Annotated in this window: 10 protein-coding genes and 1 tRNA gene; 7 read left to right on the plus strand and 4 right to left on the minus strand. The window is 68.7% G+C overall.

The features are described 5' to 3' along the window. Window positions 1-35 precede the first annotated feature (35 nt). The 5 genes from ITJ66_RS06075 (at window position 36) to ITJ66_RS06095 (ending at window position 8733) form a co-directional block, all read left to right on the plus strand. Window positions 36-1412, plus strand: coding sequence for a glucose-6-phosphate dehydrogenase (locus ITJ66_RS06075; RefSeq protein WP_194644006.1), 1377 nt, complete (start codon window positions 36-38; stop codon window positions 1410-1412). Between the two features lie 248 nt (window positions 1413-1660). Next, a complete protein-coding gene (locus tag ITJ66_RS06080; RefSeq protein ID WP_191940570.1) occupies window positions 1661-2179 on the plus strand; it encodes an amino-acid N-acetyltransferase in 519 nt (172 codons plus the stop codon). A 260-nt stretch (window positions 2180-2439) separates the two neighbouring features. Continuing rightward, window positions 2440-7341, plus strand: a complete 4902-nt coding sequence (locus tag ITJ66_RS06085; RefSeq protein ID WP_194644008.1) for an ExeM/NucH family extracellular endonuclease — start codon at window positions 2440-2442, stop codon at window positions 7339-7341. 120 nt (window positions 7342-7461) lie between these two features. Further along, window positions 7462-8127, plus strand: coding sequence for a hypothetical protein (locus ITJ66_RS06090; protein WP_137242227.1), 666 nt, complete (start codon window positions 7462-7464; stop codon window positions 8125-8127). 198 nt (window positions 8128-8325) lie between these two features. Further along, window positions 8326-8733: an SseB family protein gene (locus ITJ66_RS06095; protein WP_079705172.1), complete on the plus strand. Its 408-nt coding sequence runs from the start codon at window positions 8326-8328 to the stop codon at window positions 8731-8733. Window positions 8734-8907: 174 nt separating this feature from the next. Here ITJ66_RS06095 and radA read toward each other — a convergent pair whose 3' ends face one another. After that, a complete protein-coding gene (radA, locus tag ITJ66_RS06100; protein ID WP_085510174.1) occupies window positions 8908-10284 on the minus strand; it encodes a DNA repair protein RadA in 1377 nt (458 codons plus the stop codon). Window positions 10285-10393: 109 nt separating this feature from the next. On the opposite strand from radA, the gene ITJ66_RS06105 reads away from it, so the two are divergent. Then, window positions 10394-10483 (plus strand) — tRNA-Ser (locus ITJ66_RS06105). A 142-nt stretch (window positions 10484-10625) separates the two neighbouring features. On the opposite strand, the gene ITJ66_RS19990 is transcribed toward ITJ66_RS06105, so the two are convergent. The 3 genes from ITJ66_RS19990 to ITJ66_RS06115 all read right to left on the minus strand — a co-directional run bounded on the left by ITJ66_RS19990 (window position 10626) and on the right by ITJ66_RS06115 (window position 11766). Continuing rightward, on the minus strand, window positions 10626-10760 hold the full coding sequence (locus ITJ66_RS19990) for a hypothetical protein (RefSeq protein WP_255528001.1): 135 nt from the start codon (window positions 10758-10760) through the stop codon (window positions 10626-10628). Between the two features lie 396 nt (window positions 10761-11156). Beyond that, window positions 11157-11513 (minus strand): hypothetical protein, encoded by a 357-nt coding sequence (locus ITJ66_RS06110; RefSeq protein WP_137242224.1) that lies wholly within the window; start codon window positions 11511-11513, stop codon window positions 11157-11159. Then, complete coding sequence (locus ITJ66_RS06115; RefSeq protein WP_194644010.1) at window positions 11506-11766, minus strand: hypothetical protein; 261 nt, start codon at window positions 11764-11766, stop codon at window positions 11506-11508. The genes ITJ66_RS06110 and ITJ66_RS06115 overlap by 8 nt, the downstream gene beginning before the upstream one ends. 179 nt (window positions 11767-11945) lie before the next feature. Here ITJ66_RS06115 and ITJ66_RS06120 point away from each other — a divergent pair, with 179 nt between their 5' ends. Then, a complete protein-coding gene (locus ITJ66_RS06120; RefSeq protein WP_194644013.1) occupies window positions 11946-12911 on the plus strand; it encodes a nuclear transport factor 2 family protein in 966 nt (321 codons plus the stop codon). Window positions 12912-12925 lie beyond the last annotated feature (14 nt).

A 12925-nucleotide genomic window follows, 5' to 3' on the forward strand; every position in this document is an offset into this window, starting at 1 on the left:
CGCGACCTCGTCGGCCCACCGCGTAGGATCGCCGCATGACCGCCGCCACCTCGGAATCCTCCGCCCCTCGAACCCTCGTGATCCTCGGTGCCGGGGGCGATCTCACGGCCCGACTCCTGTTGCCCGGACTCGCATCGCTCCTCGCCTCCCCGCGTGGCGAGGCGGTGCGCCTCATCGGGGTCGACCGGTCCGAGTCGAGCGACGAGGCCTGGCGGAAGCGCGTCAGGACCGCCTTCGCGGACGCCCCGTCGAAGCTCGCCGAGACGATCGTCGCCGAGACCACCTACGTGCAGGCCGATGTCTCCGACCCGGCGTCGCTCGAACGGGTCCTCGCGGCCGCGGGAGCGAACGTTGCCCTCTACTTCGCCCTGCCGCCCGCCATCACCCTGCTCGCCTGCAAGGCGCTGCGGAAGCTGGAGCTCCCCAAGGGCATCATGCTCGCTCTCGAAAAGCCGTTCGGCACCGACTACGCCTCCGCCCGCTCGCTCAACCGTCTGCTCCAGCACCTGGTGCCGGAGGAGCAGGTGTTCCGCGTCGACCACTTCCTCGGCAAGTCGACGGTCCTCAACCTGCTGGGCCTGCGCTTCGCGAACCGCATCTTCGAGCCGCTCCTCTCGGCCGACAACGTCGAACGCGTCGACATCGTCTTCGACGAGCAGTTGGCGCTCGAGGGCCGCGCCGGGTACTACGACCGTGCGGGCGCCCTGATCGACATGATCCAGAGTCACCTGCTCCTCGTCCTCGCGTTCGCGGCCATGGAGCCACCGGCGAGCGTCGACGCGGAGGATCTGCGCGGCGGCATGGCTCAGGTGCTGCGAGCGACCCGACCGTGGAAGGCGAACGGCACGGAGAGTCGGCGTGCACGCTACGGCGCCGGGACGATCGGCGACCGCAAGCTGCCCGCCTACGTCGACGAGCAGGGCGTGGACCCGTCGCACCACACGGAGACGCTCGCCGAGATGACGCTCGCGATCGACAACTGGCGTTGGGCCGGTGTCCCGTTCGTGCTGCGCTCCGGGAAGGCTTTGGCGGACACCCGTCAGGAGATCGTCTTCACCTTCAAGCCGGTGCCGCACCTCCCGTCCGGCCTGCACGGCATGAAGACCCCGGCGCGGCTCCGCATCGGCCTGAAGCCGGCGTCGCTCGACCTCGACCTGATGATCAACGGCGAGGACGACCCCTTCGAACTTGACCCGGTCGCCCTCCACGCCGAACTCCAGGCCGGACAGCTCAGTGCCTACGGCGAGGTCCTGTCGAGCATCCTCGAGGGAGACCCGACCCTGTCGGTGCGCGGTGACGTCGCCGAGCAGTGCTGGCGGATCGTGGCGCCCGTCCTCAAGGCGTGGCGCAAGGACGAGGTGTCGATCGACACCTACCCGGCCGGCACCGCGGGCCCGAGGTCCTGGCACTGATCCGCCCCTCGTGATCCGGTGCCGTCACTCCGATGTCCGGCGCCAGCGCGGTGCGCTGACGTGAGCGCGCCCCACCGGACCGAGCGCGCCCCTCTGGAGGCCCGCGCTCACGCGGCTGGGTAGCGCTCACGCCGCTTCGGCAGCGCTCGCTCGAGCGCACCGCGCTGACGCCCACCAACCCGCGCTCGGTCGGGAGCATCGCGCTGGCGTCAGTAGACTTCTCGGAGGTTCTGACAGGAGGAGGCGGGATGGTCGAGCAGGCTCAGCAGGGGTATGTCGTCCGTCGCGCCCGCACGAGCGACGTCCGACGCATCCAGGCGCTCGTGGAACCACTCGTGCAGCAGCGCATCCTCCTCGGCAAGGACGACGTCGTCTTCTACGAAGCGGTCCAGGAGTTCCGCGTCGCCGAGACACCCGACGGCGAACTCATCGGCTGCGGCGCGCTGCACGTCATCTGGGAGGACCTCGGTGAGGTCCGCACGCTCGCCGTCTCCGCAGACCACCTCGGCACCGGGGTCGGTCACGCGCTCGTCGAGCGCCTCGAGCACGACGCGGTCGAGCTCGGCCTGCGTCGCCTGTTCTGCCTGACCTTCGAAACCGGCTTCTTCACGAAGCACGGCTATCAGGAGATCGGCGAGGAGATCGTCCCACCCGAGGTCTACGCACAGCTCGTGCGCTCGTCGGACGAAGGTGTCGCGGAGTTCCTCGACCTCGCGCGGGTCAAGCCGAATACGCTCGGTAACACCCGCATGCTCAAGCTGCTCTGAACCACAGCTTGAAGGTTGGCGCTCGTCGGAGTGACCGATGAGACCGTTCACAATACCTCGCTGATCAGCGATTTCGCACGTTTCCAACGCGAAGCCCGTGCTCAGATGAGCAGGCCCGGATTTACGTGCCGTTCACATTCGCGGTGGTCTTCCGTCACGCATGTCGGTTAGCTTGTGAGGCACTACCCATCGTCTGTGCCTCGAATGGGGGGTGCGTTGTCGCGCGCTCCGAACGAGGACGGCCCTCGATTCGGAGCCACATGTCGTTCAAACACCCGTGGAGGCTGTCCGCCTTCGCCGCCCTTGCCGGGCTCGTCGCCGCACCCCTCGTGGCGACACCAGCCGTCGCCTCGACCGACGGCCTCGGCGTCGTCATCAACGAGGCCTACCTCTCGGGCGGGAGCGCGAATGCGCCCTACCTGAACAAGTTCGTCGAGCTCTACAACCCGAGCGACGCGGCAGTCGACGTCAGCGGCTGGTCGATCCAGTACCGCTCGGCGACCAGCACCGCGGCGTCGTCGACGACGGTTCCGCTCACCGGGAAGATCGCGGCCGGCGGCTACTTCCTCGTCTCGGGCAGCAGCAACGGCGCGGTCGGCGCGGCTCTGCCGACACCCGACGTGGCCAGCGAGCTGAACGCGTCGGGCTCCAAGGGCACGATCGCCCTCGTCGCCTCGACCTCCTCAGTGACCCTCACAGCCGGCTCCGTCGTCGGCGACCCCGCCGTCGTCGACCTTCTCGGCTACGGCACGTCGAACACCTTCGAGACCGCCGTGTCGCCCGCCCCATCAGCGAACAACGTGCCGCAGTCGATCGTGCGCACCGCCTTCGCCGACACCGACAGCAACGCCGCCGACTTCACGCTCAGCGACACGGTCACGCCGCAGAACAGCGCGGGCGACACCCCGGTCGACCCTGAGCCCACCCCGGAGCCGACTCCCGAGCCCACCGACCCGACCACCCCGGTCGAGCCCGGCACGGCGACGATCGCGGAGATCCAGGGCACCGGCGCCGCGAGCACGATGGTCGGCCAGACGGTCACCACCACGGGCTTCGTCACCGCGAGCTTCCCGACCGGCGGCTTCAACGGCTACTACCTGCAGACCGCGGGCACCGGTGGAGCGATCGACCCGGCGACGCACCTCGCGTCCGACGGCGTCTTCGTCTACTCGCCGGCGACCGTCGGCACCGTCACCGTCGGCCAGTACCTGCAGGTCACCGGCGTCGTGGACGAGTACTACGGACTGACGCAGCTGAAGGTCACGGACGCGGCCGCCGTCACGGCACTCGACGCCACCGGCGTCGCCGCGCCGACCGCCGCCAGTGTCGCCTTCCCGGCGACCGACGAGGAGCGCGAGCGCCTCGAGGGCATGCTGCTCGACCCCGCCGGCGACTACACGGTCACCGACAACTACAGCACGAACCGCTACGGCGAGATCGCGCTCGCGGCATCGACGACGCCGTTCGTCACGCCGACGGTCCTCGGCAAGCCCGGTTCCGCTGAGGCTCTCGCAGCCGCGGCACGGGTCCCGGCGGAGAAGGTCGTCCTCGACGACGGCGCGACCGTCGACTTCTCGAAGGCGGAGAACACCGGCACCCCGCTGCCGTACCTCTCGACCACCGCGCCCGTCCGGGTCGGTGCCGCCGTCGACTTCACCGCTCCGGTCGTCTTCGACTTCCGCAACAGCAACTGGAAGTTCCAGCCCACGCAGCAGCTGACCGGTGCCAACACGGCGACCGTGCAGCCGGCCACGTTCGAGAACACGCGCTCCACCTCGCCTCGCGGTGTCGGTGGTGACGTGTCCCTCGCGACCTTCAACGTCCTCAACTACTTCGCCACCACCGGCGACTCCCGCACCGGGTGCACCTTCTACACCGACCGTCAGGGCGGCAAGACCACGGTGAACAACTCCGACGCCGCCGGTTGCGGTGTCCGAGGTGCGGCGACGGCCGAGAGCCTCGCTCGCCAGCAGGCGAAGATCGTCTCGGCGATCAACGCCCTGGACGCCGATGTCGTCTCGCTCGAGGAGATCCAGAACTCCGCCTCGATCGGCCTCGACCGCGACGACGCCCTCAAGACGCTGACCGCGGCGCTCAACGCCGATGCCGGCGAGGGCACCTGGACGTTCGTCCCGTCGCCTGCGAAGGTCCCCACGGACGAGGACGTCATCCGCACGGCCTTCATCTACAAGTCCGCCACCGTCGAGACCGTCGGCGAATCGCGCATCCTGCTCGACTCGACCGCCTTCGACAACGCCCGCGAGCCCGACGCGCAGGCGTTCAAGCCCAAGGGTGCTGACGACGCGGCGACGTTCCTCGTGATCGCGAACCACTTCAAGTCGAAGAGCACCTCGGCAGCAGCCACCGGCGACAACGCCAACACCGGTCAGGGCGCCTTCACCGGCGACCGCACGCGTCAGGCCAAGGCCCTCGTGAGCTTCGCGGACACGGTCTCGAAGGACATCGGAACGAAGAAGGTCTTCCTCGTCGGTGACTTCAACTCCTACGACGCCGAGGACCCGCTGGACGTGCTCCGCGACGCCGGCTACATCAGCCAGGAGGCCAAGACCGGCGAGTACACCTACGCGTACGAAGGCGCGGTCGGATCCCTCGACCACATCTTCGCGTCGCCGGAAGCCGACCAGAGTGTCACCGGTGCCGACGTGTGGAACATCAACTCCGTCGAGTCGATCGCCCTCGAGTACTCCCGCTACAACGCGAACGTGACCGACTTCAACCTGCCGGACATGTTCCGCTCGAGCGACCACGACCCCGTGATCGTCGGCATCAGCGCCGACGCGAGCGAGTCCGCGACCGTCAACCTGCTCAACATCAACGACTTCCACGGTCGGATCGACGCCAACACGACGAAGTTCGCGGGCACGATCGAGCAGCTCAAGGCGATGTTCGCGCCCGACCAGACGGCGTTCATCTCCGCTGGTGACAACATCGGCGCCTCGCTCTTCGCCTCCTCGTCGCAGCAGGACCAGCCGACGATCGACGTGCTCAACGCACTCGGCCTGAAGGCCTCCGCGGTGGGCAACCACGAGTTCGACCAGGGCTACGGCGACCTCGTCGGCCGCGTCATGGCCGACGGGAAGAACGCCGCCTGGCCGTACCTCGGGGCCAACGTGTACCAGAAGGGCACGAAGAACCCGGCGCTCAAGGAGTACACGATCCTCGACATCGACGGAGTGAAGGTCGCCGTCGTCGGTGCCATCACCCAGGAGACGCCGACGCTCGTGTCGCCCGCCGGCATCGCCGACCTCGACTTCGGGGACCCGGTCGAGGCTGTGAACCGCGTCGCGGCGCAGCTCACCGACGGCGACGAGTCCAACGGTGAGGCGGACGTCATCGTCGCCGAGTACCACGAGGGTGCCGGAGCCGGCACGCCGGACGGCGCGACCCTCGAGCAGGAGCTCGCCGAACAGAGCGCCTTCACCGAGATCGTCACCACGACGAGCGCGGACGTCGACGCCATCTTCACCGGCCACACGCACAAGCAGTACGCGTGGGACGCTCCGATCCCCGGCGTGACCGGCAAGACCCGCCCGGTGCTCCAGACCGGCAGCTACGGCGAGTTCATCGGTCAGATCACGCTGACCGTCGACCGCGCGTCGGGTGACGTCACCGCCTACACGGCGAAGAACGTCGCACGCACCACGGTGGCCGAGGCCGACCTGGTCAAGCAGTTCCCGGCGGTCGCGACGGTCAAGACGATCACCGACAAGGCCCTCGCGGTCGCGGCGGAGATCGGCAACCAGAAGATCGGTGAGGCGAAGGCCGACATCACCCGCGCGTTCAACAACGGGGTGAAGGACGACCGCGGCGCCGAGTCGACGCTCGGTGCGCTCGTCGCCGACTCGCTCCGCGCCTCGCTCTCGAGTGCCGACCGGGGCGGAGCCGACATCGGCATCGTCAACCCGGGTGGCATGCGTGAGGAGATCCTCGCGGGCGACATCACGTACGCCGAGGCGAACGCGGTGCTGCCGTTCCTCAACAACCTGTGGACGACCTCGCTCACGGGTGCGCAGTTCAAGACCGTGCTCGAGCAGCAGTGGCAGCTCGACGCGGCCGGGAACGTCCCGTCCCGTCCGTACCTGCAGCTCGGACTGTCGTCGAACGTGCAGTACACGTTCGACCCCACGAAGGCCCAGGGGCAGCGCATCACGAGCATCACGGTGAACGGTGCGCCGATCGACCCGAGCAAGAGCTACCGGATCGGCTCCTTCAGCTTCCTGCTGCAGGGTGGCGACAACTTCCGTGAGTTCGCGAACGGCACGGACACGCGCGACTCCGGTCTCGTCGACCGCGACGCGTGGATCGCCTACCTGACGGCGAACAGCCCGGTGTCCCCGGACTTCGCCCGCCAGAGCGTGCAGGTCACGAATGCGCCGACCGCAGCGGTCGCCGCTGGGAAGACGGTCTCGTTCGACGTCGCGAAGCTCGACCTCACCTCGACCGGCAGCCCGGTGAACACCTCGCTGGCGATCGAACTCAACGGCTCGCCGATCGGGACGGTCCCGGTCACCGCGGGGGCCGCGACAGTGTCCTTCACCGTCCCGGCGGGTACCGCTGACGGCGCGGCGACGGTGCGCCTCACGGCACTCGAGTCGGGGACGACGCTGACGGTACCGCTCACGGTCGCGACGCCGCCGGTGGTCACGCCGCCGACGCCCGCACCGGAGTCCGCGCTCATCCAGGCGCTCAAGGACCTGATCAAGGCGATCACCGACTTCATCATCGGCAAGCTCGCCACGATCCACGTCGGCAAGGAGTACGCCGGCACCTGGGTCAGCGTCTGGCTGCACTCCGACCCGATCCTCGTCAGCGACGGCCTCGTGCAGGTCGACGCGGATGGCAACGTGCAGGTCACGGTTCCTGAGGACGCCCCGGTCGGTGCCCACCGCCTCGTCGTCCAGGACGCCGACGGCAACGTCATCGGCTGGCAGGACATCGTCGTGCAGGCTGCGGCGGTCGACCCCGGCACCCAGCCCGGTGCGGGCGGCGGGACCGGTTCGGGTACGGCCGGCGGAAGCCAGGACGGAAGCCTGAGCAAGACCGGTGCCGAGCCGTGGGGGAACGCGGCGCTCGCCGCTCTGCTCCTCGTCGGTGGTCTCGCGCTCGTGATCGCCCGTCGTCGCTCGGCGCAGCAGCTCTAGGCGCTCGCACCACCCAGCACCACCCAGCATCATCCCGATGCCCCGTCATCGGTCGGACCACGGTCCGCACCGACGGCGGGGCATCGGGCGTTTCCGCGCCACTGCACTTAATCTGTGAGCATGTCGAGCCTCACGAATCCCCGCGGACCGGAGCGGCCCGCCGTCTACTGGCGACGCAGGTTGATCGTGTTCGGCGTCCTGCTCGCCGTCATCGTCCTGGTCATCGTGCTCATCGTCCGGCTCGCGTCGGGTCCGGGCACCGAGAACACCGCCGCGAAGACGACCCCGACGCCCACCGCGACCCCCGCGCCGACGCCGGCTCCTGAGGCGTCGACGACCGCACCGATCGATGAGGCCGCGACCACCGACCCCGGTTCGGCGGCCGCGTGCACCGCCGACCAGATCCGCGTCGAGGCGGTCGTGAACGGGACGAGCTTCGCGGCGGACGAACTCCCGCAGCTTTCGCTGAGCGTGACGAACACCGGTTCGGCCGCGTGCACGATGAACGCCGGCACAAGTCAGCAGGTCTTCACGGTGTCGAGCGGTGAGGAGCCGTACTGGACGTCGACCGACTGCCAGACGGCACCGAGTGACCAGCAGGTGCTCCTCGAGCCGGGGAAGACGGTCTCGTCGAACCCCCCGATCACCTGGGACCGCACGCGGTCGGCGCCCGACACCTGCGACCAGCCGCGCGACCCGGTGCCCGCCGGTGGCGCCTCGTACCACCTGAACACGTCGATCGGTGGCTTCGCCTCCGCCGACAGCGCGCAGTTCCTGCTCAACTGACGAAACCTGCTTGCTGAGCCGCTCCGGTCACTGAGCCGCCCCCCGGTCACTGAGCCGCTCCCGCCCCGGTCACTGAGCCGCTCCCTCCCCGGTCACTGAGCCGCTCCCTCCCCGGTCACTGAGCCGCTCCCTCCCCGGTCACTGAGCCTGTCGAAGTGCTCGACCCGCAGCCCCGCACCGGCCTGCGACAATGGACGCATGGCGAAGCAGAAGCGACCCGAGTTCCGTTCCGAGCCTTTGGCCGCAGCCCTCGCCGCCGGCGACATGGTGGCCGTGGCACTCGCGCTGCGGAACGGCCGGTTCGTCGTCCCGCTCATGAAGCCGGGCAACCCCGACAAGCCGACGGAGACCGGTGAGGTCTGGATGTTCCGTCAGCCCGAGACCGCGAGGCTCGCGCTGCTCCTCTTCTCCGATGCGAAGAACAAGCCGGCCGCCCTGCCTCCCTACGTCGGCCTGCACGACGGCACCTGGCTGGCGAGCTTCCTCCGCACCTACGGCGACGACATCGAGACGGTGCTCTTCGACGTCGCGGGTCCGCACTCGCTGCAGGCGTCGCCGGAGGAACTGCTGCGGGTCCTCGAGCTCGAGGCGCCGGCCGCCGAATAGCCCGACCCCGACCGCAGGTCCTGCTCTCGGCGGCGTCCGCGGTTCACAACTCCTGCACGTCGTCGTCCGAACGCGGACAGGTCTGCTTCTGGGGCCCTGCGGGACCAGTCCGCAGGAGTTGTGAACAGCATGCCCCTGCTCTGGTTCTTGGAGCAGGCAGGTGGGCGGGTCCGCTCAGAAGGCGGCGTCGAGCTCGCGTTCGCGTCGGGCGGGGCGTGCGGCCTCGGCTGCGGTCTTCGCGATGCCCAGCACCGACTTGAGGTCGTTGCTGACGTCGGAGTTGAGCAGCAGTTTGTAGCCCAGGCGGTTGCCCTCCGAGCCGCGCTGCTTCGCGACGCTCACCGGGCGCACTTCGCCGCTGAGGCTGATCTCCCCGTAGGCCGCGAGGTCGCGGGGGAGGGCGAGGTCGCGTATGACGGAGACGAGGGCGAGGGCGATCGCGAGGTCGGCTGCCGGTTCGCTGATCTTCACGCCGCCGACGGTGGAGATGTAGACGTCGTGGTCGGTGAGGTCGTAGGAGTAGCGGCCGTGCAGCACCGCGAGGATCATCGCGACACGGGAGGGGTCGACGCCGTTGGTGACGCGACGGGGGTTCGGTGCCTGCGTCTTGTTGATGAGCGCCTGGACCTCGACGGGCAGCGCGCGGCGTCCCTCCATGACAATGGTGACGCAGGTGCCGGCCACGGGTTCGTTCTGGCTGAGGAAGAGGGCGCTCGGGTCGGGGACCTCGGCGATGCCGTCGCCGGCCATCTCGAAGCAGCCGACCTCGTCGGTGGCGCCGAAGCGGTTCTTCTGTGCGCGGAGGAAGCGGAGCGCGGTGTGGCGGTCGCCCTCGAACTGGCAGACGACGTCGACGAGGTGCTCGAGGAGCCGGGGGCCGGCGATCGAGCCGTCTTTCGTGACGTGGCCGACGAGCAGGACCGGGAGGTCGCGTTCCTTGGCGATGCGGGTGAGGACGGCGGAGACCTCGCGGACCTGGCCGGGTTGTCCGGCGAGGCCGTCGGACTGCGAGGAGGAGACGGTCTGGACGGAGTCGACGATGAGGAGCTTGGGCTGCACCTGGTCGATGTGGCCGAGGATGGTGGCGAGGTCGGTCTCGGAGGCGAGGTAGAGGTCGTCGTGGAGGGCCCCGGTGCGTTCGGCGCGGAGGCGGACCTGGCTGACCGACTCCTCGGCGCTGACGTAGAGGACACGCGCACCGGTTTTCGCCGCGCGGGACGCGACCTCGAGCAGCAGGGTCGACTTGCCGACGCCCGGCTCGCCGGAGAGGAGGATCGCGGCGCCGGGGACGATGCCGCCGCCGAGCACCCGGTCGAACTCGGCGATGCCGCTCGACCAGCGTGGAGCCTCGTCGGCGCTGGCCTGCGTGATGGGGCGTGCGGCGCGTTCGTCCGTGGCGCGGATCGGAGTCAGCTTGCCGAGGACACCGGTGGGAGCCGATGCTTCGACGACCGTGCCCCACTGCTGGCATTCGCCGCATCGGCCGGCCCATTTGGCGGTGGTCCAGCCGCATTCGGTGCAGCGGAATGCGGGGGAGGGTGCCTTGGCCATGCGGCCAGCCTAAGCGCGCCCGCCGACACCGCCGGCCCTCCGCGCCGCCTGTGGATGACCGGCATCGCTCAATTCGCGTCGGGGCTCGTCTTCTATTACACTCGACCCCGGTACCGTGTCCGAGCGGCCGAAGGTGCAACTCTCGAAAAGTTGTGTGCTTGAAAGAGCACCGTGGGTTCAAATCCCACCGGTACCGCCACGAAGAAGCCCCCTCCATCCCCGAGCAACACCGGGACGGAGGGGGCTTCTTCTCTTTCGAGGCCGCACATTCCGTGTGTGACGACCTGCTCCCGAGATCTTGCGGCGCGGCGGGGTAGTGCTGCTCCGAGCGACTCGACATGTCACACCAAACCTGCAGTGTTCACCGCAATCCACACGACTAGTGCCACCAACACGATCACGGCAACCCACGCGACGATTTTCGCTGGACGGCTCGCTTTTTCCTTCGGAACACCCGGCGGCGTGCGATCGTTCATCACTTCTCCTTCCGCAGCAGGAACCCGATCGGTCCAATCGCTCCCGGACGGGTCGCGTTCACCGGCTCCCACCCACGGTCAACGAGTTCAGATAGTTCACGGTTCGCCGCATCTTCCTCCGACTCACCCCTGAACCGTTGCCCCGACGGCAGGGATATGTACCAGAACTCGTAAGACCTGGGGCGAGCTTAGCCAGGCGCAGCGCGCGAAAATGTGCACACCTGAGACGCTCTTCGATCGTTTCCGATTTCCGACGGTTATGAGGCCGCTGGGATGGAGGGGCTTTCGTCGATGTGCCGCCCGTAACGGGGGGAGGGGGGGCAGCGACGATACCAACAGGCAGGGTCGCGAGTAGCAGTTCGCGGTCGTCTCGCCGTCGGGGCGTTACGAGTCGCGCTACATCTGCCCACCCGAAACCCCAGCGGTCCTCTGTGAGAGCCGTGCCAGAGCCCAGTACCCGGCAAGGAGCACGAGTGCTGTGATGACAGCCGGTGCGCCAGCGACCAGGCCGAGGTACGCCATCACGAGACCTCCGTCGATGGAGGGAGCCGTCAGTTCATCCGATGAAGGGTCGATCTGCGCCAGAAACGGCCCACCGAACAGCACGATGAGGGCCCCGAGCAGGTAGACACAGACGATGGTGACGAGGACCCCGACGCTGACCCGTTTGCTTCCCGCTAGGAATTGCAGTGCCGACCAGATCGCGAGGACGCTGCAGATGGGGATCAGGACCAGGAGCCATGACTCAGTCATGGTGAGTTTTCTCCGAGTCCAGGGCAGGATCGCTGGACCGGATCGCATCCGCGGCCTCGCTCGTGGTGAAGCCCTCATCAAGCAACTGCGCTCGGAGCTCGGCGTCGGCACGAGCCTCCTTCCCCCGCGGCCGTCGGCGGCGCATCCGCACGTACTGGGTGCCTAGGGCGAGGACGAGGAAGACCACGAGCCCGGCGAGCAGGAGTCCGAGCGCCAGCAGCAGCCCACCGCCCACGTCTTGGATCAGGCCCACGATGCATCCCCCGGATGTCACGGTCGTTGCACCCAGGGTAGAGAACGGTGCGAGCGGATGCGAGCCGCGAGAGCAGACTGCGGGTGGTTTCAACCGCAGCGGAACTGAAAGACACGGATTCCCAGCGAAGCCCAGGGACACCTCACCTGAGGTTCAGAACGCCGTCGCACAGTGATTCCATGACCAGATCACGCGCCCTCGTCGTCCCCCTCGTCCGCACCGCCGCCGTCCTCGCCGGCGTCTCACTGCTTGCGGGGTGCCAGGCCACCTCGGCAGCCGTGCCTGATCCGTCGTCCTCGGTCTCGACGGCGCGGAAGGGAAGTGCCGACGGCGGCTCGACGGGCGACCGCAGCGACTCGAAGACCGAGCAGAAGAACCTCGCCGCCGTGCTCAAGCTCTACACGGACGCCTTCCCCGACCCCGCCTCCTCGAAGGCGGTGGCCACGACCGACAAGCTCGTCGCGGCCGACGCCGTCGCGCACGGTTCCGGGCAGAAGTCCGGTCCGAGCGGGCTCCTGGCGGAGTTCACCGCCGACCGGACGCGGGTCCCCGGGGCGCAGGCGGTCGTCAAGCACACCGCCGCCGACGGCGACCTCGTCGCCGTGCACTACCAGGTCGCCTCCGACCCGGCCGACGAACGGACGGGCGAGGCCGCCGTCGACCTGTTCCGGGTGCGGGACGGCGCCGTCGTCGAGCGCTGGGCATTCGATCAGCCGATCGCGACCGGGACGCCCGCGAGCGGGAACACCAACACGATGTTCAGCGACCTCTACAGCCCGGCGAAGCCCGCGGTCGCGCCGTCGGAGAAGCAGGAGGAACAGAACCGGACGTTCGCGGTCAGCGCGTACAACACGCTGTTCCGCGACCAGGACGTCTCGATCCTCGACAAGGCCTTCGACCCCGCCTACCTCCAGCACAACCCGGTCGCACCGAACGGCACGGCAGCGCTCAAGTCGTTCTTCTCGGGATCCGCGACCTTCCCGCCGCAGGAGTCGGTCATCTCGCTGAGCGACGGTGACCTCGTGTGGACGTTCTCACAGAGCGTTGGAGCGAAGGCCGACGACCCGGTTCTGGCGGCGGACATCTTCCGGGTCGACGACAAGCTCATCCGCGAGCACTGGGACGTGGTGCCGACCGCCGGGTGAGTGCCTGGGATCCT

Origin of the sequence: Plantibacter sp. VKM Ac-2885, assembly GCF_015351205.1 — a bacterium.
Taxonomy (GTDB): Bacteria; Actinomycetota; Actinomycetes; order Actinomycetales; family Microbacteriaceae; genus Plantibacter; species Plantibacter auratus.

Excerpts from the sequence above, each read along its gene's own strand:
- ITJ66_RS06120 (WP_194644013.1), top strand. The coding sequence starts at position 11,946 with ATGACCAGATCACGCGCCCTCGTCGTCCCCCTCGTCCGCACCGCCGCC.
- ITJ66_RS19990 (WP_255528001.1), bottom strand. The coding sequence starts at position 10,760 with ATGAACGATCGCACGCCGCCGGGTGTTCCGAAGGAAAAAGCGAGCCGT.
- ITJ66_RS06080 (WP_191940570.1), top strand. The coding sequence starts at position 1,661 with ATGGTCGAGCAGGCTCAGCAGGGGTATGTCGTCCGTCGCGCCCGCACG.
- ITJ66_RS06095 (WP_079705172.1), top strand. The coding sequence starts at position 8,326 with ATGGCGAAGCAGAAGCGACCCGAGTTCCGTTCCGAGCCTTTGGCCGCA.
- ITJ66_RS06090 (WP_137242227.1), top strand. The coding sequence starts at position 7,462 with ATGTCGAGCCTCACGAATCCCCGCGGACCGGAGCGGCCCGCCGTCTAC.
- ITJ66_RS06085 (WP_194644008.1), top strand. The coding sequence starts at position 2,440 with ATGTCGTTCAAACACCCGTGGAGGCTGTCCGCCTTCGCCGCCCTTGCC.
- radA (WP_085510174.1), bottom strand. The coding sequence starts at position 10,284 with ATGGCCAAGGCACCCTCCCCCGCATTCCGCTGCACCGAATGCGGCTGG.
- ITJ66_RS06075 (WP_194644006.1), top strand. The coding sequence starts at position 36 with ATGACCGCCGCCACCTCGGAATCCTCCGCCCCTCGAACCCTCGTGATC.
- ITJ66_RS06110 (WP_137242224.1), bottom strand. The coding sequence starts at position 11,513 with ATGACTGAGTCATGGCTCCTGGTCCTGATCCCCATCTGCAGCGTCCTC.